Origin of the sequence: Mesorhizobium loti (assembly GCA_014189435.1) — a bacterium.
In the GTDB taxonomy this organism is placed as follows: Bacteria; Pseudomonadota; Alphaproteobacteria; order Rhizobiales; family Rhizobiaceae; genus Mesorhizobium; species Mesorhizobium loti_G.
The window spans coordinates 4669377-4694942 of the sequence record CP050293.1 but is presented as its reverse complement, the minus strand read 5'-3'; the positions used below and the strand labels follow the sequence as shown (position 1 = coordinate 4694942).

25 protein-coding genes and 1 pseudogene are annotated in these 25566 nt (G+C 62.4%); 14 read left to right on the top strand and 12 right to left on the bottom strand.

What is annotated here, in order from left to right:
* Positions 1–280 precede the first annotated feature (280 nt).
* Together HB777_22625 and HB777_22620 are read left to right on the top strand one after the other, a co-directional pair.
* A complete protein-coding gene (locus HB777_22625) occupies positions 281–2053 on the top strand; it encodes an AMP-binding protein (GenBank protein ID QND66431.1) in 1773 nt (590 codons plus the stop codon).
* A gap of 169 nt (positions 2054–2222) precedes the next feature.
* Positions 2223–3326: a calcium:proton antiporter gene (locus HB777_22620; GenBank protein ID QND66430.1), complete on the top strand. Its 1104-nt coding sequence runs from the start codon at positions 2223–2225 to the stop codon at positions 3324–3326.
* 47 nt (positions 3327–3373) lie between these two features.
* Here the strand turns inward: HB777_22620 and HB777_22615 are convergent, their stop codons facing one another.
* The gene (locus HB777_22615; protein QND66429.1) at positions 3374–4282 is read right to left on the bottom strand and encodes a LysR family transcriptional regulator; all 909 of its coding nucleotides are present in this window, start codon (positions 4280–4282) and stop codon (positions 3374–3376) included.
* 101 nt (positions 4283–4383) lie between these two features.
* On the opposite strand from HB777_22615, the gene HB777_22610 reads away from it, so the two are divergent.
* A complete protein-coding gene (locus tag HB777_22610; protein QND66428.1) occupies positions 4384–4908 on the top strand; it encodes a hypothetical protein in 525 nt (174 codons plus the stop codon).
* A 32-nt stretch (positions 4909–4940) separates the two neighbouring features.
* Here HB777_22610 and HB777_22605 read toward each other — a convergent pair whose 3' ends face one another.
* Both HB777_22605 and HB777_22600 read right to left on the bottom strand, forming a co-directional pair.
* Entirely contained in the window at positions 4941–5615 is a 675-nt protein-coding gene (locus HB777_22605) for a TetR/AcrR family transcriptional regulator (GenBank protein ID QND66427.1), read from the bottom strand.
* A 114-nt stretch (positions 5616–5729) separates the two neighbouring features.
* Positions 5730–6674 (bottom strand): nucleoside hydrolase, encoded by a 945-nt coding sequence (locus HB777_22600; GenBank protein ID QND66426.1) that lies wholly within the window; start codon positions 6672–6674, stop codon positions 5730–5732.
* Between the two features lie 101 nt (positions 6675–6775).
* Here HB777_22600 and HB777_22595 point away from each other — a divergent pair, with 101 nt between their 5' ends.
* From HB777_22595 to HB777_22580, 4 genes are all read left to right on the top strand, one after another.
* Complete coding sequence (locus HB777_22595; protein QND66425.1) at positions 6776–7783, top strand: isopenicillin N synthase family oxygenase; 1008 nt, start codon at positions 6776–6778, stop codon at positions 7781–7783.
* A gap of 92 nt (positions 7784–7875) precedes the next feature.
* Positions 7876–8733 (top strand): ABC transporter substrate-binding protein, encoded by an 858-nt coding sequence (locus HB777_22590; protein ID QND66424.1) that lies wholly within the window; start codon positions 7876–7878, stop codon positions 8731–8733.
* A 134-nt stretch (positions 8734–8867) separates the two neighbouring features.
* A complete protein-coding gene (locus tag HB777_22585) occupies positions 8868–9809 on the top strand; it encodes an amino acid ABC transporter permease (protein ID QND66423.1) in 942 nt (313 codons plus the stop codon).
* 50 nt (positions 9810–9859) lie between these two features.
* Complete coding sequence (locus HB777_22580) at positions 9860–10612, top strand: amino acid ABC transporter ATP-binding protein (GenBank protein ID QND68873.1); 753 nt, start codon at positions 9860–9862, stop codon at positions 10610–10612.
* A 70-nt stretch (positions 10613–10682) separates the two neighbouring features.
* Here the strand turns inward: HB777_22580 and HB777_22575 are convergent.
* From HB777_22575 to HB777_22550, 6 genes and pseudogenes are all read right to left on the bottom strand, one after another.
* Positions 10683–10813 (bottom strand): annotated as a pseudogene (locus HB777_22575) (aquaporin).
* 53 nt (positions 10814–10866) lie between these two features.
* Positions 10867–11661, bottom strand: a complete 795-nt coding sequence (locus HB777_22570; GenBank protein ID QND66422.1) for a sugar ABC transporter ATP-binding protein — start codon at positions 11659–11661, stop codon at positions 10867–10869.
* Entirely contained in the window at positions 11661–12758 is a 1098-nt protein-coding gene (locus HB777_22565) for an ABC transporter permease (GenBank protein ID QND66421.1), read from the bottom strand. Before HB777_22565 ends, HB777_22570 begins: the two co-directional genes overlap by 1 nt.
* 48 nt (positions 12759–12806) lie before the next feature.
* Entirely contained in the window at positions 12807–13763 is a 957-nt protein-coding gene (locus tag HB777_22560) for a sugar ABC transporter substrate-binding protein (GenBank protein QND66420.1), read from the bottom strand.
* 113 nt (positions 13764–13876) lie between these two features.
* On the bottom strand, positions 13877–14776 hold the full coding sequence (gene iolE / locus HB777_22555) for a myo-inosose-2 dehydratase (GenBank protein ID QND66419.1): 900 nt from the start codon (positions 14774–14776) through the stop codon (positions 13877–13879).
* Positions 14773–15891, bottom strand: coding sequence for a Gfo/Idh/MocA family oxidoreductase (locus HB777_22550; protein ID QND66418.1), 1119 nt, complete (start codon positions 15889–15891; stop codon positions 14773–14775). Before HB777_22550 ends, iolE begins: the two co-directional genes overlap by 4 nt.
* A 98-nt stretch (positions 15892–15989) precedes the next feature.
* Between HB777_22550 and HB777_22545 the strand changes: the two genes are divergently transcribed.
* Entirely contained in the window at positions 15990–17459 is a 1470-nt protein-coding gene (locus HB777_22545) for a PLP-dependent aminotransferase family protein (protein ID QND66417.1), read from the top strand.
* Positions 17460–17577: 118 nt separating this feature from the next.
* On the opposite strand, the gene HB777_22540 is transcribed toward HB777_22545, so the two are convergent.
* Positions 17578–18255 carry an MIP family channel protein gene (locus HB777_22540; protein QND66416.1) on the bottom strand — a complete coding sequence of 226 codons (678 nt, stop codon included), beginning with the start codon at positions 18253–18255 and terminating at the stop codon, positions 17578–17580.
* Between the two features lie 181 nt (positions 18256–18436).
* Between HB777_22540 and HB777_22535 the strand changes: the two genes are divergently transcribed.
* The 3 genes from HB777_22535 to HB777_22525 all read left to right on the top strand — a co-directional run bounded on the left by HB777_22535 (position 18437) and on the right by HB777_22525 (position 21102).
* Positions 18437–19726 carry an RsmB/NOP family class I SAM-dependent RNA methyltransferase gene (locus HB777_22535; GenBank protein QND66415.1) on the top strand — a complete coding sequence of 430 codons (1290 nt, stop codon included), beginning with the start codon at positions 18437–18439 and terminating at the stop codon, positions 19724–19726.
* A gap of 140 nt (positions 19727–19866) precedes the next feature.
* Positions 19867–20325 carry a PaaI family thioesterase gene (locus HB777_22530; GenBank protein ID QND66414.1) on the top strand — a complete coding sequence of 153 codons (459 nt, stop codon included), beginning with the start codon at positions 19867–19869 and terminating at the stop codon, positions 20323–20325.
* Between the two features lie 138 nt (positions 20326–20463).
* The gene (locus HB777_22525) at positions 20464–21102 is read left to right on the top strand and encodes a 5'-methylthioadenosine/S-adenosylhomocysteine nucleosidase (protein ID QND66413.1); all 639 of its coding nucleotides are present in this window, start codon (positions 20464–20466) and stop codon (positions 21100–21102) included.
* Positions 21103–21111: 9 nt separating this feature from the next.
* Here the strand turns inward: HB777_22525 and HB777_22520 are convergent, their stop codons facing one another.
* Positions 21112–21429, bottom strand: a complete 318-nt coding sequence (locus HB777_22520) for a hypothetical protein (protein ID QND66412.1) — start codon at positions 21427–21429, stop codon at positions 21112–21114.
* Between the two features lie 84 nt (positions 21430–21513).
* Here HB777_22520 and HB777_22515 point away from each other — a divergent pair, with 84 nt between their 5' ends.
* The 3 genes from HB777_22515 to HB777_22505 all read left to right on the top strand — a co-directional run bounded on the left by HB777_22515 (position 21514) and on the right by HB777_22505 (position 25189).
* A complete protein-coding gene (locus tag HB777_22515) occupies positions 21514–21996 on the top strand; it encodes a winged helix-turn-helix transcriptional regulator (GenBank protein ID QND66411.1) in 483 nt (160 codons plus the stop codon).
* Between the two features lie 55 nt (positions 21997–22051).
* Positions 22052–23614 (top strand): glutamine-hydrolyzing GMP synthase, encoded by a 1563-nt coding sequence (guaA, locus tag HB777_22510; GenBank protein QND66410.1) that lies wholly within the window; start codon positions 22052–22054, stop codon positions 23612–23614.
* Positions 23615–23932: 318 nt separating this feature from the next.
* Complete coding sequence (locus HB777_22505; protein QND66409.1) at positions 23933–25189, top strand: tyrosine-type recombinase/integrase; 1257 nt, start codon at positions 23933–23935, stop codon at positions 25187–25189.
* On the opposite strand, the gene HB777_22500 is transcribed toward HB777_22505, so the two are convergent.
* Positions 25179–25448, bottom strand: coding sequence for an AlpA family phage regulatory protein (locus tag HB777_22500; protein QND66408.1), 270 nt, complete (start codon positions 25446–25448; stop codon positions 25179–25181). The genes HB777_22505 and HB777_22500 overlap by 11 nt on opposite strands.
* Positions 25449–25566: the final 118 nt, after the last annotated feature.

Below are 25566 nucleotides of genomic sequence, written 5' to 3'. Positions count from 1 at the left end.
TCGCCCGATCCACCTCTCCCCCATTTCATGGGAGCGAGGAAACGCCAACTGTCGGGGTTGCGCCCTTTGAAAGCTTGAGTTCCTCGCCCCCACGGACGTGGGGAGAGGTGGCTCGGCGAAGCCGAGACGGAGAGGGTGGCGCTGCCATATGCGATTGCCCTCGGGCAGAGCAGAAGAGTGGACCCGGGATGGAGGCCCCCTAGGCCTTCCAGTACCATCGGCGGGATTTCCTCCATCCCGGCAGGCTGATAGGCTCGGCCGATCCCGGGAGGAGAGAGCGATGCCAGTCAATCTCGACGAGCTGAAGAACGCCACCAATCTGCGCGGACGCGGAGCGCGCAATGGCGGCACCTTCGTGGCACCCGTCGACGGCAAGGCGCATGTCTCAGGCGAGCGCGGCGTGCCGCTGCTCAACAAGACAATTCCCGCGCTGTTTTCCGACACAGCCAGCAAATATGCCACGCAAGACGCCGCCGTCTTCGTCGACCAAGACAAGCGCTTCACCTGGAGCGAACTGTCGGACACCGTCGACGCTCTGGCCGCCGGCTTCCTGGCACTGGGCCTCGAAAAAGGCGACCGCGTCGGCATCTGGTCGCCCAACCGCTGGGAATGGCTGGTGACGCAATTCGCCACCGCCCGCATCGGCCTGATCCTGGTCAACATCAACCCCGCCTACCGGCTGACCGAACTCGAATACGCTTTGAACAAGGTCGGCTGCAAGGCGTTGGTCACGGCGGCCAAATTCAAGACCTCCGATTATCTCGGCATGATCGAGACGCTGGCGCCGGAGATTGCGAAGGCCACGCCGGGCAAGCTCAAGGCGCAAAAACTGCCTGATCTGAAGATCGTCATCCGCATGGGTGACGAAAACTCGCCCGGCATGTTCAATTTCGGTGATGTGCTGGCCATGGCCGGCCGCGACGAGCATGACAGCCTCGACCGCATTTCCGAGGGGTTGAAGCCCGGCGACGCCATCAACATCCAGTTCACCTCAGGCACCACGGGCGCGCCCAAGGGCGCGACGCTGACCCACAACAACATCGTCAACAACGGCAATTTCGTCACCTCGGCGATCAAACTGACCGTCGACGACCGGCTCTGCATCCCGGTGCCGCTCTATCACTGCTTCGGCATGTCGATGGGCACGATGGGCTGCGTGTCGAAGGGCGCCACCATGGTATTCCCGGGCGAGGGGTTCGACCCCGGCGCCACGCTGAAGGCGGTGGCGCAGGAGCGCTGCACCGGTCTCTATGGCGTGCCGACCATGTTCGTAGCCCTGCTCGATCATCCGGACTTCCAGTCTTTCGATCTCACCAGCCTGCGCACCGGCATCATGGCCGGCTCGCCCTGCCCGATCGAGGTGATGAAGAAGGTGGTGTCGCTGATGCATATGGAACAGGTGACCATCGCCTATGGCATGACCGAGACCAGCCCGGTCTCGTTCCAGAGCGGCGTCGACGACCCGCTGGAAAAGCGCGTCTCGACGGTCGGGCGCATCCACCCGCATGTCGAGGTCAAGGCGGTCGATGCCGATGGCGCCACCGTCGCCGTCGGCGCGCCGGGTGAGCTCTGCACCCGCGGCTATTCGGTGATGAAGGGCTACTGGGACGACGAGGAGAAGACCCGCGAGGCGATAGACACCGACGGCTGGATGCACACCGGCGACCTCGCCACCATCGATGCCGAGGGCTATTGCAACATCGTCGGTCGGGTCAAGGACATGGTCATTCGCGGCGGCGAGAACGTCTATCCCAGAGAGGTCGAGGAATTCCTCTACCGCCATCCCAAGGTCAGGGAAGTGCAGGTGTTCGGCATTCCCGACGCCAAATACGGCGAGGAACTCTGCGCCTGGATCGTTCTCAAGCCCGGCCAGATCGCCACCGAGCAGGAGATCAAGAACTTCTGCGCCGGCCAGATCGCCCACTACAAGATCCCCCGCCACATCCGCTTCCGCAGCGAATTGCCGATGACGGTGACCGGCAAGCCGCAGAAGTTCTTGATGCGCGAGGCGATGGTGGAGGAGTTGGGACTGGTGACGCAGAAGACGGCTTGAGGGGTTGGGCGCCTCGATTTTGTCGTTGCGCTCAATAATGCCAGGGACGCGCGACCTTGCGGCATCTTCAGGAGCCGCAGGTCGGTGTCGTTTGCCGGAGTCGATGACATTGGCTGAGGCGCTCCCCACAGGCTTCCCGCAAGGTTCGCAGAAACACATGAGGGCTTGAATGAGTGGTTTCGGACGATCGGCGATTTCCTACGCGATGCCCCTCGCTGCGCTGGCGATGGCTGTCGCGGTCAGAGCCAGCGGGCTGTCGGTAGACCAGGGTTCGCTGAACGCCAGGATCGTTGTCGGTGCGCTGTCGAGCGCGATCATGTTCGTCACCATTTTCGTGGTGCTCGACCACGCCGAGGCGGTGGCTCGGCGGGTAGGGGAGCCGTACGGCACGCTGGTGCTGACCTTTGCCGTCACGGCAATCGAAGTGTCGATCATTGTTTCCATGATGCTGCATGGAGAGAACAACCCGACGTTGGCACGGGAGTCCGTCTTCTCGACGGTGATGATCACGTCCACCGGCGTTGTCGGCATGTGTCTCGCGCTTGGCGGTTGGCGTCATCGCAAGCAGGCCATCGTGCGGCAAGGGACCAGTGCCTATCTGGCGGTTCTGATCGCGCTGACCGTCATGACGCTTATTCTGCCGACCTACACCCAGACGACGGATCCGGGCACGTTTTCGGCAGCCCAACTTGGTTTCGTTAGCGTCCTTTCAGTGCTGCTCTATGCAAGCTTCGTGTTCGCGCAGACCGTCCGGCACCGGGAAGACTTTATTCAGGGACAACCACACGACGTTCCGGTGAGCGCTGCCCCTCACGAGAACATCTCTGCCAGCGCTCTGCTGCTGATGGCCGGGCTGATCGGAATTGTCATGCTCGCCGAGCAGGTCGCGGCAAGCGTCGAAGATACGCTCGTTGCCTACCAGGTGACCCAGGCTGACAGCATTGTGGGGGCAATGATCGCGGGGCTGGTGTTGATGCCGGAGGCCATTTCGGCGGTGCGCGCTTCACTCAACAACGAGCTGCAGCGCGGCTTGAATGTCGCGATGGGTTCGGCTTGCGCCACGATCGGCCTGACCATACCCGGAGTCGCAGCCGCCAGCCTGTTGACGGGGAGAGGACTGACCCTGGGGCTGCCGGCTGCTGATGCGGTCCTTTTGGTCTTGGCGCTTTTCATATGCAATGTAAGCTTCAGCACTGAAAGAACGACGTTCTTGACCGGAATGGTCCATCTTGTAGTATTTTTTACTTATGTATTTCTGATATTTATACCATGAGAGCTTTGGTGTAAGCGAAGCGCCGGGGGGCGGCATCCTTCGTTACCTCAGACCGCGGATTTGAGGTGGTCGATGAAGGCGCGCAGCTTCGGCAGGATCTGGCGTTTGCCGGGATGATAGAGGAAGACGCCCGGTGTCGTGGCGGCGACGCTGTCCAGCACCGATTTCAGTTTTCCCTGGGCAATCGGACCTTCGGCGACGGGTCGAGGCGTCTGCGCCAGCCCAACCCCCTGCATCGCAGCCCCCAGCAACGTCGGATAGTCGTGCGCGATCAGTGGGCCTGAGATCATCGCTTCGATCTCCCCGTTGCCGTCGACGAAAGACCAGGGCGCGATGGCGCCGTTCGAACGGCGCAAGCGCAGGCAGGCGTGGTGGCGCAAATCCTCGACGCGCTCGGGGGTGCCATGGCGCTCGAGATACTCCGGGCTGCCGACGACCACGAACGGGAACGATGGCGTCAGCCGCACGGCGACCATGTCGGGCGCGATAAACTGGCCAAGGCGGATGCCGGCATCGAACCCGCCGGTGGCGAGATCGACCATCTCGTCACTCGCGGCGATCTCCAGTTCGATCTCGGGATAGGTCCGGCAGAACGACGCGATCATCGGCTCCAGGATCAACGGCACGACGGCGCGGGGTACGGACAGGCGTAGCAGACCGGTCGGCCGTTGGCCGACATCACGCGCGGCCTCGCCCGCCGCGACGAGTTCCTCGAAGGCAGGGCCTGCACGGTCGAGGAACCGCTGGCCAGCCTCGGTCAAACCGACGCTCCGGGTCGTGCGGACGAACAGCGCCGCACCCATGCGGGCTTCCAGCGTGCGCACCGCCTGGCTCACGGCGGACGGCGTCACGCCGAGATCGGCGGCGGCGCGGCGGAAGTTGCGGCGCCTGGCGACTGCCAGAAACACCTCGACGCCCTCCAGCGCACCGTGTCGGACTGTGTAGTTCTGCTTCATAGGTTGTTGTGATTACAACGGATAGTCGAACTATGGAAGCGGGCTTAGAGGTAACCGACTGAAGCTGGGGCGGGTGAACCAAGCTTCTGACAGGAGGCCAAATGTCCACGGAAATGGTGTTCCAAACCCATCTCGTTCTAGGCTACGTCGCGTGGCTGCTCTGCTTCGGTGCATACATCTGGCCCTGGCTGAGTTCAATGAACCGGGTCGAGGCGCAGCGGGCCATCGCCACTCTGCACAGCTTCCGCTTCTTCGGGCTCGTCTTCATCCTGCCGGGCGTCGTGAGCCCCGATCTCCCAACCGGTTTCGCCGTGTTCGCCGCCTACGGTGACTTTGCAACAGGGCTGCTGGCCATGCTGGCGCTGCTCACGGTGAGGCTGCCTCGGCTCTTCTGGGCGTTCGTCGTCGCCTTCAATCTCGTCGGCACGGTCGAGCTCGTCGTCGACTATTACCACGCCATCCAGGTCGGCCTTCCCGCACATGCGGAGCAGCTGGGCGCCGCCTACGCGATCCCGATCATATACGTGCCGCTGCTGATGATCACGCACATCGCCGCATTCTATTTTCTGCTGCGTCCTCACCAGAACGCGACTCGAGCCATCGCGGATGGTGCGACCGCTTCCTAGTCTAGAGCATCCGGAGGGGCCGTTTTCGGATACTAACGCCGCCCGCTCCGCATCTCCGACGGCCTCGGTGCTGTACCGGGTTCCTGCACAAGCGGCCCGAGCAGCACCTCTCCGAACAGCGGCTGATAGCGGCGGCGCACGGCCGGGTCTTCCTTGAAGGACAGCGCGTACTGACCGATCTGATGGAAATAGGTGATGCGCGCCCGCACGATGCTCTCGTCCTCCGAATAGCCCATGGCGCGGAACGACCGGATAAGCAGCTCGATGCGCAGGTCGTCGATGTCCTTGACGTCCTGGGCGAGTTTTTTTGACGTCCGCGACCAATCGCGCACGGCCAGATCGAGCAGGGGACTGAAAGGGGCCTCATCCACCCAGACATGCACGATGTCGGTGAAGAACTGCAGGCCGTCCATGTCGTGGATCTCCCGCATTGCCCAGAACGGCGCGCAGTTGCTGTTTCGCCATTCCTGCAGGAGGCCGCCGCGCAGGTCCGCCAGGCTGGCAAAATGGAAATAGAAGCTGCCGCGCGTTACCTTCAGTTGCTGCGCCAGGCGGTCGATCTTGACCTCGCCGATGCCACGTTTTTCCAGCACCTTGCGTGCCGCGGCGATCCAGGCCTCGCGGCTGAGCGTCTGCCGCGCCGCTTTTGGCCGCGCCGCCGGTCGAGGCGGTCTTTTCGTTTTCGCCAGCGCGCCTTTCCCGTTCATGAAATTCGAGACCTTCGTCGCCGCGTGCAACGCGCATGGCCGATTCGCCAATCGAACCGGCCCCTGACTGCTTCGCAATTCTCCGTGTCACCGTCTATCTCTGGACACGCATTTTCAGGGCAGCGCACTGATCCGCTCCAGCATCAGCGCGAAGAACGGCGCCGGATTGATCCGGCGCAGCACGTTGCAGTTCTTGCGGCGGCCGGTGACGTGCCACCAGTCGACGACGGTCATGCCTATGGTCTCGGGCGAGACGATATCGACCGTCACGGCGCACTGGCGCTGCTCGTAGATCTCGGGGGCCAGAAGGTACCCGGTGACGCACGCATCGTGGATCGGGCGCGCCGCCGTCGCGAATTTGTGGGTGCCGTATTGGCGATAGAAGTCGGCCATGTTGGCGGCCTCGATCGCCGCGCGACTGCCCGTGGCACGCAGGGCATCGAGCCATTCGGGCGTCATCAGGGCGGTGTAGGTGCAGTCGATGCCCGCCATCGTCACCGGGACGCCGCTGTCGAACACTTTGTGCGCGGCATGCGGATCGACGAAGATGTTGAATTCCGCGGCAGGCGTGGCATTGCCGCCTTGAAAAAAGCCGCCGCCCATCAGCACGACTTCGCGCAGCCGGGGAATGATTCTCGGCTCCATGGTCATGGCCATGGCCAGATTGGTCATCGGGCCGAGCGTGCAGACGGTCAATTCGCCTTCCGGCGCATCCATGATCGTGCGCACCAGATAGTTGACTGCGTGCTCGCTCTGCAGCGGCGTGACGGGTTCGGGCAGGTCGGCGCCATCGAGGCCCGTTTCGCCGTGAACATACTCGGCCGTGATCAGCTTGCGCACCATCGGCGCCGGGCAGCCTGCATAGACCGGCACATCGGGCCGCCCGGCCAGTTCCACGACCTTGAGCGCGTTCTTCGACGTCAAGGCGAGCGGCACGTTGCCGCCGACCGTCGTGATGCCGACCACTTCGAGTTCGGCTGGCGAACCAAGCGCGAAAAGGATAGCGAACGCGTCATCCTGGCCGGGATCAGTGTCGATGATTATCTTGCGTGGTGCCATTGTGCCGCGATTTTCCCGTTGCGTTCGAAAGCCTATTGCTGAGGCGATTTGGATGTGTAGAAATACAGTACTGTATCTTATGTTCAAGACAAGGTGTTCGAATGGACGCACGCGGCGACTTTTCCGAAATTCCTATCCTCGACGTGTCGGCGCTTTACCGCGGCGACCAGGATGCGATCGCCGCGACAGCGGCGACACTGCGCCGCCATCTCGAGACGATTGGCTTCCTCTATGTCGTCGGGCACCCGATCCCGCGTGCCGACGTCGAGGCGGTTCGCGAAGCCAGCAAGCGCTTCTTCGCTCTGCCCGACGAGCAGAAGCTGGCGCTGAAGATCGACAGGAATTTCCGCGGCTACCTGCCCTTTGCCGGCTCGACCATCGTGACGTCGTCGGTGGCGACCGTGAGCAAGCCGAACCAGAGCGAATCGATCTTCTTCATGCACGAGGTCGAGGCCAACGACCCCAGGGCATTGGCCGACAAGCCGCTGCAGGGTCCCAACCAGTGGCCGGACGAGGCAGCACTTGCCGGCTTCAGGCTGACGATCGAACGTTATGTCGACGAGATGAGCACGCTGGCCCGCAAGATGGTCGGCGCCATCGCGCTTTCTCTCGGGCTTCCAACCGACAGTCTCGACCGCTACTTCGATCAGCCGACGACCTTCCTGCGGTTGCTGCACTATCCGACGCAGCCCCAGGAAGAGGGGCTTTTCGGCTCGGCCCCACACACCGACTACGGCTTCATCACACTGCTCGCGCAGGACAATGTCGGCGGCCTGGAAGTCAAGAACAAGGCGGGCGACTGGGTTCCCGCGCCGCCGGTCCCGGACTCCTTCGTGATGAATGTCGGCGACATCCTGGCGCGTTGGTCGAACGACCAGTTCGTCTCGACGCCGCATCGCGTCATCAACCGGTCGGGGCGCGAGCGCTATTCCCAGCCCTTCTTCTTCGACCCGTCCATGGATGAAACGATCGAAGCGCTGCCGGTCTGCGTGCCGGCCGGTAGCCGGCCGAAATATGAGCCGGTGCTTTACGGCGACTATCTGATGGAGCGCATCGACAAGAACTACCACTACCGCAAGAAGAAGGCTGCGGAGGCAGCCGCTTCATAGACGGATCAATGCGCGGCTGCGTCGGTGCGGACGCGAGGCCCGGATTGGAGAGCAGACTGCAAGAACCGTTGTAATCAAAAAGGGGAACGAAAATGAGAGCACATTCGCAGATGGCCGCCTTCGCGCTGGCCGCACTTGCCGTAGCCTGGGGCGGACCTTCGGGCGCCGCCGAGGTGACGAAGTCGGCCGAGGTCCAGCGGACCGGCATGCTGACCGTCGCCAACACGCTGGACTATGCGCCGTTCGAGTATCTCGACGCCGACGGCAAGCAGACCGGGATCATCATTGAACTGGCCGGTGAGGTGGCCAAGCTGGTCGGCGCCAAGCTGGACGTGGCGCGCACGCCTTTCCCCTCGATGATACCGGGGTTGGCGGCCGGCCGCTTCAAGGTCGCCTGGGAAACGTTCTCCGCCACGCCCGAGCGGCTCAAGCAGGTCGATTTCGTCATGTTCCTGAAGGCCGGCCTGGCTGTTTCGACGTCGCCGGACAAGAAGGCAAGCTTCAGCGGCGACACCCCGCTCTGCGGCAAGCGGATCGGTGTTTCGGCAGGCAGCGCATCGGATTTCCTGGTCGACAAGCTGAGCACGGATTGCACCGGCAAGGGCCAGGCGGCGATCGAAAAATCGGTCTTCAACTCGTCGACGGATATCGTCCAGGCGGTGCTGTCCGACCGCGTCGACGCCCGCATGGACGATGCGACCGCATCGAGCTATTTCGAGGTCACCAGCAAGGGCCAGCTCGTGGTGCTGCCGACCCTCTATGAAGTCGCGCCGCTCGGCATGGCGATCGCCAAGGACGACAAGGAGACCGCCGACATGATGGTGGGCGCACTCTCCGAGCTGTTCAAGAATGGCACTTACAAGGCTGTTCTCGACAAATATGGCATGGGCGCCTACGCGATCAAGGAGCCCTATTTCGTCGGCACCATGGAGGCGCTGCGCGCGGACTAGCAAAGTGCGTCCATTCGGACGCATTTTGAGACTTGAAAGTTCGCATCGTGCTTTTCGCACTCATGCGAGAGCGACTGTCGGCGCCCGGTCTCGTATCGGGCGCCGTTTGCGGATGAAGACCAGGAGAACCAGCGATGGGCGTGGCCCACCCTACCGAGATACGCATCGAGCCAGGCGTCGCCGAGGCGGTTTCGCGCCTGACCGTCGTGCCGCAGCGCCGCTACGGCATCTGGGTCGGCACCGCGCTGGCCCTGTTCTTGGCGTTTCTCATCATCCGGGCCTTCGCCAGCAATCCCGCCTTTGCCTGGCCAACCGTGGTGGGCTACCTGTTGCATCCCTCCGTCATGCGCGGCCTGGGCAACACCTTGATGCTCACCGCGGTGATCATGATATTGGCGATCGTTGTCGGCACCGTCATCGCCATCATGCGCGTGTCGCCAAGCCCGGTGCTGCGTTCATTCGCTGGCCTGTACGTCTGGTTCTTCCGTGGCGTACCGGCCCTGATACAGCTGATCTTCTGGTTCAACCTGTCGCTGCTCGTGCGCGAGATCTCTTTGACCATCCCGTTTGTCGGCACGCTGTTTTCCGTGCGCACCAATGATTTCATGACGCCGTTCTTCTCCGCCGTCGTCGCGCTTTCCCTGTGCGAGGCCGGCTATATGGCCGAGATCATCAGGGCCGGCATCAAGTCGGTGCCGTCGGGTCAGGCCGAGGCGGCGAGCGCGCTTGGTATGCCCTACCGCATGATCCTGAAGCGCATCACGCTGCCGCAGGCGATGCGTTTCGTGCTGCCGCCAACCGGCAACGAGGCCATCAACCTTTTGAAGATGACGTCACTTGTGACGTTCATCGCCGTCGACGACCTGTTCTATTCGGCGCAGAGCATCTATGCGCGCACCTTCGAGACGATCCCGCTCCTGATCGTGGTCGCCTTCTGGTATCTCGCTGTGGTCAGCATCATGTCGGTGGGGCAGCATTTCCTCGAGCGCCATTTTGGTCGCAGCGACACGCGCCGCGATCCCATGACGATGCGCTTCCTGCGCAATGTCATCAGCCTGCGGGGCATTTCGCGATGAGCGACGTGAAGGACGAAAATCGCGCCCGCTTCGGCGTCCCAGCCGACTCCATGGTTTTCGCGCGCGGCGTGCGAAAGTCCTATGGTCCGCTCGAGGTTCTCAAGGGGGTCGATCTCGACGTACCCGTCGGGTCGGTCGCCTGTATCATCGGCCCTTCGGGTTCCGGCAAGAGCACGTTCCTGCGCTGCATCAACCATCTTGAGAAGCTCAGCGCCGGTATCCTGCTCGTCGACAGCCAGTTCGTCGGCTACGACCTCAGGGACGACAGGCTCTACGAGGTCAAGGACGACCTGCTTTGCCAGCGGCGCGCCGAGACCGGCATGCTGTTCCAGTCGTTCAACCTGTTCTCCCACATGACCGTGATGGAGAATCTGATCGAGGCGCCGACGCAGGTGCGGCGCATCCCGCCGGACCAGGCAAAAGCCGAAGCGGAGATCCTGCTCCGGCGTGTCGGCCTCCTGGACAAGGTCGACCGCTACCCCAGGGAACTGTCCGGCGGCCAGCAGCAGCGTGTCGCCATCGCACGAGCGATGGCGATGAAGCCCAAGGTCCTGCTCTTCGATGAGCCGACATCGGCGCTCGACCCCGAACTGGTTGGCGAGGTGCTGCAGGTCATGCGCGATCTGGCCGAAAGCGGAATGACGATGGTCGTGGTTACTCACGAGGTCGGTTTTGCCCGTGAGATCGGCGATCAGCTGGTGTTCATGGATGGCGGCGTGATCATCGAACGCGGCGCTCCGCGCGAGATGATTGCCGATCCGGTATCGCCGCGAACCCGCGAGTTCCTGTCACGGGTGCTTTGACGGCAAGAGGATCCAGCAAAGAAAAGGCACGGACCTGGCCCGCGCCTTTTTGTGTTCAGGCTTTCGAAGCTCAATCGTTCTGGAAGATGCACGCCTTGGCGACTCTCCGGCAATGGCGCCACCGATCAACGGTGCTACGATGAAGAGCAAGAGCTCGACGATCGCGGCGTTGCCGGAAAACAGCACCAGGCCGATCGACCGAAAGCATCACGTCTGTCAGCAGGTCGGGCACAAAGGTTATTGACCAACGCGCCTCAAGCCGGGCGGCTGCTGGCCGCTTTGGTCAGTTCCTGCTCCAGATCGACCAGTTCCTTGCCGCCCGCCATCAGATTGAGCAACTGATCACGATCAATTTCGCTTTTCGCGTAAGTGCCGGTGCTTTTGCCGCGCTTCAACAGCGTGAAGCGATCGCCGACCACATAGGCGTGATGAACGTTGTGGGAAATGAAGATGACGCCGATGCCACGCGCCTTGGACTGGACGATGAGCTTCAGAACCACGGATGCCTGGTGGACGCCCAGCGCCGATGTCGGCTCATCCAGGATCAGCACCTTGGCGCCGAAGTATACGGCACGGGCAATAGCCAGGCACTGACGCTCGCCGCCTGAAAGCGTGCCGACGGGTTGCTCGGGATCGCGCAGCTGGATTCCCATCGCCGCCAACTCGTCATACGCGGTGCGGTTGGCGAAGTCGGCGTCGAACTGGCTGATCGGCCCGAACTTGCGCATCGGCTCGCGCCCGAGGAAGAAGTTGCGCGCCACGCTCATCAGCGGCACCAGCGCCAGGTCCTGGTAGACTGTTGCAATGCCGCTGTTGCGCGTATCGGCGGGCGAGGCAAACCGTGTCGGCTTGCCCTGTACGCGGATTTCACCTTCGTCGGGCGTGTAGACGCCGGACAGCGTCTTGATCAGCGTCGACTTGCCGGCGCCATTGTCGCCGAGCAGGCAATGCACCTCGCCGGGACAGACATCGAAGGACACGTCCTTGAGTGCCACGACCGACCCGAAATACTTGCTGACCGATCTCAGTTCGACATAGGGCTCGGCCATCACCGGCTCCTCATGGCGCGGTTGCGCACATAACTGTTGAACAGCACCGCGATGACCATCATGGCACCCATGAAAAGCTTGAACCAGTCTGTGTCGATGCCGGTGTAGAAGATGCCCATTTGCACCACGCCGAAGATCAGGGCGCCGAACATGGCGCCGACGGCCGATCCGTAGCCACCGGTAAGCAACGTGCCGCCGATGACGACGGCAATGATGGCCTCGAATTCCTTCTGGGTGCCGCGTAGCGTGTCGGCCGAGCCCGTGACCAGAACCTGGATCGCCGCAAAGAGCGCGGCGGCCATGGCCGTCATGACGAACAGGGTGATCTTGGTGCGTGCAACCGGCACGCCGAGGTTGCGCGCGGCATTGGCTTCACCCCCCGCAGCGAAGATCCAGTTGCCAAAGCGGCTGCGCGTCAGCAACCAGGTACAGGCCAATGTCAGCACGATCCACCAGACGATCGACACCGGAATGCCTGATATCGACGGCAGGCCGTCGGCCCGTTTGCCGATCAGGCCGATGTTCGAAAGCCAGGCGATCAGGCCGGAAAACACCTGTCCCGAAAACAGGCTGTTGAGCGGATCGTTCTGCGCCAGTTCGTGCACGCCCGACACCTGCGTCCGCCCTGATATGCCGCGTGTGAGGCCGAGCGTCAGGCCGCGCAGCATGAACAGGCTGCCGAGCGTCACGATGAAGGAGGGCAGGCCGGTCCTGACGACGGCGAGCCCGTTGAGCGCGCCGATGCCGCCGCAGACGGCGAAGGTGAACAGCAGCGAAAGCCAGATCGGCCAGCCCCAGAAAACGGCAGGGATGGCGATGAGGATGCCGGCAAAGCCGATCATCGAGCCGACCGACAGATCGAACTCGCCGGCGATCATCAGCAGAGCCACGGGGGCGGCGAGAATGCCAAGCTGCGCCGAGACTTCGAGAAAGTTGATGATGCCCTTGGCACTGAACAGTCCCGTGCCCCCCGCCGTGATGGCGAAGAACACGAAGACCAGCACGGTGCCGGCGGCCGCGCCAAGCTCCGGCCTGCTCAACAGGCGGCTGAGGCGTGAGACGGACCGGACCCGCTCGTCGCGAATCTCTGAAACCATGGCGTGACCCCACAAATGCAGCGGTCGGGCTAGGCCCGGCCGCCAGTGTTAGCGCTTGCCGAGTTTCGACAGCTCGATAACCGAGGCGGCGGTGTCCTTGGTGACGAAGCCGGGGCCGGTCGGATAGTCGGCGATCGGCATGATCTTGTATTTCTTCCAGAGATCGAACATCGCGACCGGGATATAGCCCATGGCATATTGCTGGGCGTCGATACCCCACTCCATCTTGCCGGCGACAACGGCCTGCAGGATTGTTGGGGAAAGATCGAACGTGCCGGTCTTCACCTTGCCCGACAGACCCAACTCATCGAGCGCGGCAAGCGTCGGTTCGGCCCCGCTGGCGCCGACGGCGAGAATGAACTGTGTATCGGCATGAGCGGTCATGTAGGCGATCACGCGGTTCTTCATTTCGGTCGGGTCGATGACGCCGTTCATCACCGGCACGTCGACGCCAAGGCCTTTGGCAAAGCCGGCGCAGCGGTCATCGAGGCTCGAATTGCCGACCTCATGGTTGGCGCAGACCGCCTTGGTGAGGCCAAGCGCCTTAATGCGCTCGCCCGCCGTGACGCCCGCCTGGAACTCATCCTGCCCCATGAAGAGCAGGCCGCCAAGGTCATGGGTGAGCTTGGAGCCACCGGAATCGATGATGATGACCGGGATGCCCGAGGCGATGGCATTCTTCACCGGAGCCGAAAGGGCGGCCGCGTCGGGGATCGAGACGACCATGCCGTCGGGCTTCGAGGCCGCGATGGCGTCGATCATCTGCGCCATCTTGGCCATGTCGAAGGTTTCGGGCGCCAGATATTCGGCCTTGACGCCGAGCGTCTTGGCGGCATCGTCCATGCCGTTCTTGACCACCGACCAGTAGGGGTCGCCGCTCTGGCCGTGGGTGACGAACACCACCCGCGTTTCATCGGCGGCCGCAAGGGTCGTGGCCGCCGCCATCATGGTGAAGCCGGCCAGCAGGCCGAGCGCAGGCTTTACTAATTTCGCAAGCGAAAACATAGAACCTCCTGTTTGTTTTCCGCCGCCGCAATTACGGTCGGCAGTCCAGTTGCCCCTTCATTCCAGTCTCATTCCTCAGCACTGGTTCCCTGGAGGCCGCATGGCGGCCTCAATCACTCAATGACATCAAATCCGGCTTGCCTCGCCATGCGCGACAGGTTCTGGAAGCCCATCGTCGCATAGGTCAGCGGGTTGGCCTTGTTGGGATCCTGCTCGGCCTCGACGACCAGCCAGCCGCTATAACCGTTGTCGGCAAGCACCCGCAAAATGGCCGGGTAATCGATGAAGCCGTCGCCGGGGACGGTGAAGATCCCGTCCATGACCGCACCCATAAAACTCATGTCCTCGGCGCGGGCACGCTCGAGCACGGCTTTGCGAGCATCCTTGCAATGCACATGCACGACGCGTTTGACCTGCGCCTTGATCAGGGCCAACGGGTCGCCGCCCGAAAATGTGGAATGGCCGGTGTCGTAGAGCAGGCCAACGGCTTCGCCGGTGTGGTGCATCAAGAGGCCCACTTCGGCATCGGTTTCGACGATGGTTCCCATATGGTGGTGAAAGGCCATGCGCACGCCAAAATCCGCCATTCTCTCGGCCAGCATGGTCAACTTGCGGCCGTAGGCGGGCCATTCTTCCGGGTTCAGCACAGGGCGCTGCGAGATCGGTCCCCAGATGGCGTTGTGGCGGCCGCGCGAGGTGTCAGCGTAGACGACATGGGTCGAGCCCATATCCTTCAGAAGCTGGAGATGCGGCATGATCGCATCCATCTCCGCACCGACATCCTTCTCGTCGCAACGGCCATCATACCAGCCGGAGATCACGGCAAGTCCATACTGCTCCATGATCGGCTTGAGTTCAGCCGACCGGCGCGGAAACTTGCCGCCAAGTTCGGTGCCGGCATAGCCGGCCTGCCTGGTTTCGCTGAGACAGACGTCAAGCGGCGTATCACCGCCGAGCTCCGGCACGTCATCGTTTGACCAGGTGATCGGATTGATGCCGATGCGAACCTTCACGGGCGAACTCCTGATTGCTTCGACTGGGCCAGGTGATGGCGGGCGAGGCCGGCCAGCAGCGTCATGTCGCGGCGGGCATGCTCGGCGGTGTTGCGCGCCGGTGCGCCTTCGACGACCGCCGACCAGAAACCTTTCAACTCCTCGACGAATGCCTCTTCGTAGCCGCTGCGGATGTCGCGGCTGGAGAGCGTGTGGCCGCCGCCGGTGCGGATGGTCAGCCGCGTCGGTTGATGGTTGAGATAGGGCGAGGGGAATTCCAGCTCAAGCGAGGCGTCGTCGAAGTAGAGCGTGATGCGCTCGCGGTATTCGGGTAGCCTTGGAGTCGCGATGTGGACCATGTTCCACAATGCCTGGCCGTTGAGCAGTCGCACGGCGCCCTGTCCGCCTTCGCCTTTGGCGAACAGCCAGGCGCCGACGATTTCGCCATCGGCGATGCCGAGCGCGTCAAGCAAGCCATGGATGGCGTTGACGTCGTGCACGATCGACGAACAATAGGCGCCGACGAAGCCGCGAAACGCGTTGGGATCGTCGATCCCGGGTACCGCGCGGTCCACCTGCTCGCGCTGCCTTGCTTCGGTCGAGGCAATCAATTCCGCCGCGACGTCGTCACCCCGGCAACTGGAGGCGTGCCGGATGAAGGGCCAGGCGTCGGGATCGTTGACCTCGACCGAAATATAGCGAAGCGTCCGGGCCGTGCCCGGCAGCATTTTCAGTGCCGCCTCGTAGCTCGGGTCGAAGCGCTTCATATAGCCGACCTGGAGCACCTTTCCGGCGCGATCCCTGGCGGCGATCAATTCGTCGATGTCTTGCACACCGTAGCAAAGCGGTTTTTCACAGAAGACATGCAGACCCTTGGCGAGGGCAGCGAGACTCTGTTCCAGGTGCAACGCATCCGGCGAAGCTATGACTACGGCGTCAAGCGGCATGGCAAGAAGCTCATCGAGCTCGGCAAATGTCCTGAGGCCGAACTCCTCTTCGACAAAGACGCGGACTTTCTGCGACGGATCATAGACCCCGAGGACCTCGAACTGCCGGTGCAACTTGAGCAGATTGGGAATGTGTTCGACCTGGGCAACGCCACCGGCACCGATCACACCCACCCTTATGCATTGCATCGGTCAGTCCCATCTGAACCTGATCGCATTTTTCTTGAGCCTAGGACTGCTTTGGTTCCATTGTTAGAGCCAGATCGCTTTGATTTTTTGGAACCACAATGAAGACCAGTTTTCCAATCGACGGCATTTCACTGGATCGCGACAGCCCCGCCAATTTGCATCGGCAGCTCTATGTCCAGTTGCGTGATCTGATCGAGCACCGCGTGTTGCCGAGCGGTCACGCGCTGCCCTCGACACGGGTTATGGCGCGGGATCTGCACGTTGGCCGCAACACCGTGATTGCTGCTTGCGACCAACTGGCGCTTGAAGGCTACCTGGCCATGCGGCCGCGCAGGCCCTCAGTGGTGATGGATCTGCCAACCCGTTCGGCCGTGCAGGAACATGTCTCAGCAGCGGACGAGAACCCGATATCCTTGCGTGGGCAGACCATGCTCGCCCAACCCTACCATCATGGCCGGCCGGGCATGCTGGCCTTTCACCCCGGCATGCCGGATCCGGATAACTTTCCTTTCAACACCTGGTCCAAGCTGCTCAGTCGCCGCGCAAAATTCGCGCACATCGACCTTTTCGGAACCTATCACGTCAAAGGCTATCCCCCTCTTTGCGAAGCCATAGCTCGCTATCTCACGGCTTCGCGGGGCGTGAAGTGCAGCCCCGAACAGATCGTCGTCACCAATGGTGCCCAGTCGGCGTTCGATCTTCTGGCTCGGCTGCTGATCGATGAAGGCGACACGGTATGGATGGAGGAACCAGGATACTATGGCGCCGGTTCGGCCTTTGTCTCGGCCGGCGCGAAACTGGCACCGCTGCGCGTCAGCAACGCCGGCTGGCACCTCGATCCGCCGCCTGTCATTCCGCGCATGATCTTTGTGACGCCCTCCTGCCATCACCCTCTCGGCATAACCATGCCGATGGAACAGCGGCTCAATCTCCTGCACATGGCCGAGACCTGGCGCTCATGGATCATCGAGGATGACTATGACGGCGAATATCGTTTTCAAGGACAGCCGATTCCTGCGCTACAGGGCATCGGCGCGTCAAATCGCGTGGTCTATGTCGGCACCTTCGCGAAGATACTGTTTCCAGCCATGCGGCTCGGCTTCCTGGTGGTGCCCAAGGCGATCGACCATACGATCGTCTCGGCGCTGAGCGTGACCGGCCAGTTCGCCCCCTTGCTGACCCAGGCCGCGCTGGCCGACTTCATGAATGAGGGGCATTTCACCCGTCACCTCAGGCGCATGCGGCGGCTCTATGGGGAGAGGCGGCAGTTCTTTCTGGAAAGCGCGCAAAGGCATCTCGGCGAATGGCTGGATTTCCACACGACCGAATCCGGCATCCAGGTCGTCGGCATTTTCCGCGACATATGCAGCGACAGGGCGGTCGCCGAGGCGGCGCTCCAGCAGGGCATCAATGTCTCGGCGCTGTCGATCCAGTACCGTCACGGCACGGAGCAAAACGGTCTTGTCATGGGCTTTGCGGCTGCCGATGCGCAGACAACCGAAAAGACTATGCAGAAATTTCGGACCCTCCTGAAAACCCGTTTCTCAAAAACACCTGATCTCGGGTAAAATGCCGAGACTAATCATTGTCTTGAGGCCGAGCCGTTGGCGAGAATTAGATGGGTCTATCGCCAACAAAAAAGGCGCGGACCTGGCCCGCGCCTTTCGATGCCCGAGCCTTCGAAACTCAGTCCTTCTCGAAGATGCGTGCCTTGGCGACGACGCCGGCGATGGCGCCGCCGATCAGCGGTGCAACGATGAACAGCCAGAGCTGGCCGATCGCGGCAGTTCCCGAAAACAGCGCCGGGCCGATCGACCGGGCCGGATTGAGCGAGGTGCCGGTCACCGGGATGATGGCAAAGTGCAACCCTGCCAGCGTCAGGCCGATGACCAGCCCGGCGAACGCCGTCGAGTGCTTTTCAGCCGTGACGCCCAGGATCACGGTGACGAAGGTGAAGGTGCCGATCACTTCCCACAGGAATGCCGAGCTGACACCCCATTTCGTCACGTCCCAGCCATTGGCGCCGAAGCCTGTGGTGTGTCCGCCAACCTGGCCGGAGACGATGATCCACAGCGCCAGCGAAGCAAGGACGCCGCCGATGACCTGCGCGATCCAGTAGGGGATGACGTCCTTGGCCGGCAGCCGGCCGGCAAGGAAGACGCCGAGTGTCACCGCTGGATTGAGATGCGCGCCCGAAATGGGGCCGATCGCATAGGCCGCCGCAATGAGGCCGATGCCGAATGCCAGACCGATGCCTTCCTGGCCGAGCGGCACCGCACCGCCGAAGCCGCCCGTCACCACAGAAGCCGTACCGATGAACACCAATAGAAATGTGCCTAGAACTTCCGCCAGATAAGTCTTCATTGCCCTCTCCTCGTGTCGATCCGCCGGTCCGCCTTTTCGCGCCGCGAATCACAACCGAAAGAGTATTCGCAACCAGAAAAGTTGGAAAGCAGAGCGGTTGTGCCGGCTGGCCTGCTTGTGCCCGCCGGTTGCGCGCTCTAGAGCAGGGCCGGAATAATTTTCTGCGTGACGGAACAAGACCATGCGACTGGGCGGACGGCTGGCTGCGGCCATCGAAGTGCTGGAAGACATCGGCCGGCGCCACCGGCCGGTGGCGGACGCGCTGAAGGATTGGGGCCTGTCGCATCGCTTTGCCGGCGGCGGCGACCGTGCGGCGATCGGCAACATCGTCTACGACGCCTTGCGTCACAAGCGTTCCGCCGGCTGGCTGCTGGGCGAGGACACGCCGCGCGCCATCGGCTTCGGCGCGCTGCTGCTCGAATGGGGCCAGACGGCCCAGTCGCTCAACGACGCGCTCGATGGCGACAAGTTCGCACCGCCGCTGCTGAGCGCCGCAGAGCTTCAGGCAATTGCCGATCGCCGGCTTGCCGATGCGCCGGACGCGGTGCGGGCGGATGTTCCTGACTGGTGCGCGCCGCTTTTCGAGCGAGCCTTTGGCCCCAGCTGGGCCGATGAGGGCGCCGCGCTGGCGACACGCCCGCCGCTCGACCTCAGGGTCAATACCTTGCAAGCCAATCGCGACAAGGTGCTGGCCGAACTGACGGGAACCGGTGCGAAACCCTCGGCAATAGCCCCGCACGGCATCCGCATCCCGCCGATCGACGGCGACGGCCGGCACCCAAACGTTCAGGCCGAGCCGGCCTTCCAGAAAGGCTGGTTCGAGGTCCAGGACGAAGGCTCGCAGATCGCGGCCGCCCTTGCCGGGGCCGAAGCCGGTATGCAGGTGCTGGATTTCTGCGCCGGCGCCGGTGGCAAGACACTGGCCCTGTCGGCTTCGATGGACAATCGGGGCCAGATCTTTGCCCACGATGCCGAAAAGGCCCGGTTGGCGCCGATCTTCGACCGCATCCGCCGCTCTGAAAACCGCAATGTCCAGATCGTCACCAAGCCGGCCGAACTCGCCCCGCTCGGCAACCACATGGACATCGTGCTGGTTGATGCGCCCTGCACCGGCAGCGGCACCTGGCGGCGCCGCCCCGACGCCAAATGGCGGCTGACGCAAAGACAGCTCGATGCCCGCAAGGGTGAGCAGCAGGCGATCCTCGATGCGGCCAGGGCCTATGTCAAACCGGGCGGCCTGCTGGTCTACATCACCTGCTCGGTCTTCGATGAGGAGAATGGCGAGCAGGTCGCGGCCTTCCGGGAGCGCAACAGCGGTTTTGTCCCGGTCGACCATCGCGCGCTCTGGGACAGCCGTTTTCCCGGCCATGAGGCAGCCGTACGCATCGGCGCCAAAGGCGACATCTCGCTGTCGCCGGCGCTGAGCGGCACCGACGGGTTTTACTTCTGCGCATTGCGCAGGTCGGCTTGAACCCGTTGGATATCGCCAATCCCTGACGGATGCGTGCCGCCGGCCAGAAGACGAGGTCGATTGCTGCAGTGCAGCAAAAGCATTTGCCTGCCGCCCATGCCTCTGCAATAAGCTTATCCGCATAAAGGAAGGCAGCGGCCATGGCAGCAAAGATCGTACCCGCCCCGGACTATGAAGATCGCGTCAGGACCTCCTTCGCGCGCCAGAAGGCGATGGCCACGATCGGCGCCGAACTGACACTGGTGACGCCCGGCATCATCGAGATCGAGATGCCCTATTCGGAAGCACTGACTCAGCAGCACGGCTTTCTGCACGCCGGCGTCATTTCGACCGCGCTGGACTCGGCCTGCGGCTATGCGGCGTTTTCGCTGATGCCGGAAAACTCTGGCGTGCTCACCATCGAGTTCAAGGTCAATCTGCTGGCGCCGGGCAGGGGCGAGCGCTTCCTGTTTCGCGGCTCGGTGACCAAACCCGGCCGCACCATCATCGTTGCCGACGGCCAGGCCTATGCCTTCGCCGCCGACGGCGAAGCCAAACTGATTGCTACCATGACCGGCACGATGATGACCGTGGTTGGCCGCGACGGCATAGAAGGGTGAGTGGCCGGTTCGCCGCAGGCGAATTCATCGTGCCAGTGGCACGATGAAAGGCCGCGAACGTCGGGAGCTGCCGCAGGCAGCGGGTCCCGGCGGGCGGCGGTGCAGATAAGCAGGTGATCGGCAGAGGAGTAAATGATCATGGCCGGTAAAGTGGCGCGCCTGTCGGGCAAGGACGTCCTCTTCGTCATGGCGGCGCAAGCCGAATACGGTCCACACCTCAAGCAACTGTTCACGCCGCTGATGACAGGCGTCGGTCCTGTCGAGGCCGGCGTCAGGCTGGGCGCGGAACTCTCCTGGCTGAAATCGCAGAAGGCACTGCCTGACCTCGTCGTGTCGCTCGGCTCAGCCGGCAGCCGGACGCTGGAACAGACGGAAATCTACCAGGCCGTCTCGGTCAGCTATCGCGACATCGATGCCTCGCCGCTCGGCTTCGAGAAAGGCGCGACACCCTTCCTCGACCTGCCGGTGACCGTGCCATTGCCGTTTAGGATTCCTGATGTAAGGGAGGCGACGCTGTCGACCGGCGGCGCGATCGTCACCGGTGCGGCTTATGATGTGATCGCCGCAGATATGGTCGACATGGAGACGTTCGCTTGCCTGCGCGCCTGCCAGCTGTTCGACATCCCGCTGATCGGGCTGCGCGGCATTTCCGACGGCGCGGCCGATTTGCAGCATGTCAGTGACTGGACCGAATATCTCCATGTCATCGACGAGAAGCTGGCGGATGCGGTCGGGTTGCTCGATCAGGCGATCGGTGACGGCTTGCTCGGCGCCTGACTGTACCGATCAGGCCGCCAGGCTGGCAGGATCGCCGAAATCGATGCGCGAGATGCGCCCGCGCACAGTGCCAGTTGCATCGACATAGTCGATGGCTCCCGGCTTGTGATCGAGTTTCCAGGAGCCGGCCGGGCCATCCGCCCATTCGACCTTGTAGCCGTCGTCCAGCAGGTCCCATTGTCCATGGAAGCGGGTGCCGTCCGGCAGCAGCATGTGTGCCTTTTCAGCGGTTTGGTAGTGGATGAAGGCGCTCTTGCCGCCCATGTCGATGACATGCGTGGTGCCGATCATGATGATGGCCAGCGTGTCCCTGTTCAGAATTGTCATTGTCCGAGGTCCCAGGTTTGAGTTCGAAATCGCTCGACGCGATGGGAGTCGTCAAGTATCTTGACTATACGGAGCATCGATAAAATGGTCAAGGAGCTTGACGAAAAAGCCGAAGCATTGCTCGACCACATCGGTTGGCGCCTGTGGCAGGCGAGCCGCGCCTGGCAGGCCGAATTCGCCGCTGCGATGCGCGCTGCCGGTCACGGCTGGTTCACGGAAGCGCGCGCCGGGCTGCTGGGGCATATCTCTCGCGACGGGATTCGCCAGGCTGCTCTGATTGATCGCTCGGCGATTTCCAAGCAGGCGGTCCAGCAATTGCTCGATGGGCTGGAGGCGGAAGGCGTGGTACAGCGCCTGCCCGATCCGCGAGACGGGCGCGGCAAGCTTGTCGGCTACACAAGTAAGGGACTGGACGCCTTGCGCGACGGTGACCGCATCAAGCTTGAGATCGAGCGGCGCTATGTCGGGCGCATCGGCCAGCAGCGCTTCGCAGCGCTGATGGACGCGTTGCGAGCCCTCGATACACACCTGCCGAATGCCGGTGACAAAGGCGCCGAAGTTCCGTAGCGGTGCGGCCTCGCAACCCATTGCGCCGACTCATTTCTTTCTCTAAACGCTCGCCATGAAAACAGCCAATCATCCCGACACCGTCCTGATTGTCGATTTCGGCAGCCAGTTTACCCAACTCATCGCCCGCCGCATCCGCGAGGCAGGTGTGTTTTCCGAGATCGTGCCGTTCCAGTCGGCCGAAGCGGCGTTCAAACGCATCAATCCCAAGGCTGTCATCCTGTCCGGTGGCCCGGCTTCGACCGGCGATATCGGCAGCCCGCGCGCGCCGCAGATCGTCTTCGACGCCGGCGTCCCGGTGCTTGGCATCTGCTATGGCCAGATGGCCATGTGCGTGCAGATGGGCGGCGTCGCCGAAAGCTCCGACCATCGCGAGTTCGGCCGCGCCTTCGTCGAGATCCAGAAGGACAGCCCGCTGTTCGAGGGCCTGTGGGCGCCCGGCCAGCGCCACCAGGTGTGGATGAGCCATGGCGACCGCGTCATCTCCTTGCCCAAGGGGTTCGAGGTGTTCGGCAAGTCGGAGGGCTCGCCCTTCGCCATCTTCGGCAACATCGAGCGCAAGATGTACGGCATCATGTTCCACCCCGAGGTGGTGCATACGCCCGACGGTGCCCGGCTGCTCAGGAACTTCGTCCACAACATCGCCGGCATCGAAGGCGACTGGACCATGCGCGCCTATCGCGAGCACGCGGTCGAGACGATCCGCAAGCAGGTCGGCAAGGGCAAGGTCATCTGCGCGCTGTCGGGCGGCGTCGATTCCTCCGTTGCCGCGCTGTTGATCCACGAAGCGGTCGGCGACCAACTGACCTGTATCCTTGTCGACCACGGCCTGATGCGCAAGGACGAGGCCGCGGGCGTGGTGGCGATGTTCCGCGAGCACTACAATTTGCCGCTCATTCTGGTGAACGCGTCGGACCGTTTCATCGACGCCCTTGAGGGCGAGTCGGACCCGGAGAAAAAACGCAAGACCATTGGCCGGTTGTTCATCGAGGTGTTCGAGGAAGAGGCCAAGAAACTCGGCGGCGCCGAATTCCTGGCGCAGGGCACGCTCTATCCCGACGTCATCGAGAGCGTCTCCTTCACCGGCGGCCCGTCGGTGACGATCAAGTCGCACCACAATGTCGGCGGTCTGCCGGCGCGCATGAACATGCAACTGGTCGAACCGCTGCGCGAACTGTTCAAGGATGAGGTGAGGGCGCTCGGCAAGGAGCTCGGCCTGCCCGAAAGCTTCATCGGCCGCCATCCGTTTCCTGGCCCCGGTCTCGCCATCCGCTGCCCCGGCGGCATTACCCGCGAGAAGCTGGAGATCCTGCGCGAGGCCGACGCCATCTATCTCGACGAGATACGCAAGGCCGGCCTCTACGACGCCATCTGGCAGGCCTTCGCCGTGCTGCTGCCGGTGCAGACGGTCGGCGTGATGGGCGACGGCCGCACCTACGAGTTCGTCTGCGCGCTACGCGCCGTCACCTCGGTCGACGGCATGACGGCGGATTTCTACCACTACGACATGACGTTCCTCGGCGCTGCCGCCACCCGCATCATCAACGAAGTCCGCGGCATCAACCGCGTCGTCTACGACGTGACGTCGAAGCCGCCGGGAACAATCGAGTGGGAATGATTTTAGCCCCTCCGGCAGTATCCGATTGCACGCCCTCATTCGCTATAAATAATTGTGATATAACGATAATTGTAACGAGGTCTATCGCCCTCTATCGAGGGGCAGTACTCCGATTGGACGGTATAGCAGACGGTATGGGGGAACTTGTTCGGTCGTGAGTTTCGCTATACCGTCACGGCCGAGAGAGCTGATGACGGTATTGTTTTTTGTATTAACGGCCTGGTTTTAAACGGGAATCGTGCTTGCAGCATCGCCTTTTTTGGCCTGACGGTATAATCGGCGCCTCTCTCCGGTTTTTAGACGGTTTTGGAGGCCCCCATGCTGACTGACACTGCGATTAAGGCACTGAGATCACAGAAGAAATTGTACAAGGTGAGCGATCGTGACGGTATGTACGTCGTGGTGCAGCCGTCGGGGGCGATCGTGTTCCGGTATGACTACCGCCTCAACGGTCGTCGCGAGACGCTGACGCTTGGGCGATACGGCCCGGATGGCCTCTCGCTTGCCAGGGCTCGCGAGAAGCTGATCGATGCGAAGCGAGCCATTTCCGAAGGGCGGTCTCCTGCTCAAGAAAAGCAGCACGACAAACGACGACTAAAGGAGGCTAAGAGGTTCGGCGAGTTCGGCGAGAAGTGGTTCCAGGAGTCGCGCATGGCCGACAGCACGCGTGCCATGCGGCGCTCGATCTATGAGCGCGATATCCTACCATCGTTTCGAAATAGGCTTCTGACGGAGATCACGCCTGACGATCTCCGCATGATGTGCGGGAAGGTGAAGGATCGCGGCGCACCAGCCACGGCCGTGCATGTGCGGGATATCGTTAAACTGATCTTTGCGTTCGCGATCCTGCATGGCGAGAAGGTCGCCAACCCAGCGGATGAAGTCGGGCCCGCGTCTATCGCGACCTTCGTACCGAAGGATCGCTCGCTATCTCCTGCGGAGATCCGCGTCATGCTCGGTCAGCTCGAGCATGTACCGACCCTGCCGACCATACGGCTGGGAATGAAGCTCTTCCTCCTAACGATGGTCAGGAAAAGCGAGCTGCAAGATGCGACGTGGGATGAAGTTGATTTCGAGAACGCCGTCTGGTCGATACCCAAGGAGCGAATGAAGCGGTCGAAGGCACACAACGTCTATCTGTCACAGCAGGCTGTCGACATATTCATCGCACTGAAAACCTGCGCAGGCAATTCGCGCTACGTCCTTCCATCGCGATATGACGCTGACGCGCCGATGTCGCGGGCAACCTTTAACCGGATTACGACCGCAGTCATTGTCAGAGCGAAAAAGGAGGGGCTGCCACTCGAACCTTTCACTGTTCACGATCTTCGACGCACAGGCTCGACGCTGCTGAATGAGCTGGGCTTCAACAGTGACTGGATCGAGAAGTGCCTAGCGCACGAGGACGGCCGATCCTCGCGTGGCGTCTACAACAAGGCGGAGTACGAGCATCAACGCAGGCATATGATGCAGGAGTGGTCCAATCTGGTGGACGCGTGGGTCCTAGGGCGGAAGTATGTCCCGACACTGCTCCCGCCGACGATGAAGCTGGTTGAGCTCGAGCCTAGTGTTTGACTGGCCGGGAACGGCGCAATCTCACGTCGGGACTGGGAGCGCGCTTGACGGTGTTAATCCGAGAGGCATGGCGTCGAGCGTCGAGCCAGGCTTCGACCTCTGCCAAGTCCCAGACGACGCAGCGGGCTGTGAGATAGAAGCGCTGCGGGAATTCTCCTCGCTGCTCCATGTCGTAGATCGTGCTGTCGGCAAGCGGCACGATCTCTCGGAGCTGGTGACGGCGAATTGTCCTGCGGGTGACATGCGGGGCAGCGCTCATACTCTATCTCCACGTTTTGCTCTTGTGGAGATAGAAGGCGATAGATCTTCCGCTTTGAAGCCCACGCGTAAACGGGTGCGGTAATATCGGGCTATGTCGTGTAAATCGGACGGGTCAT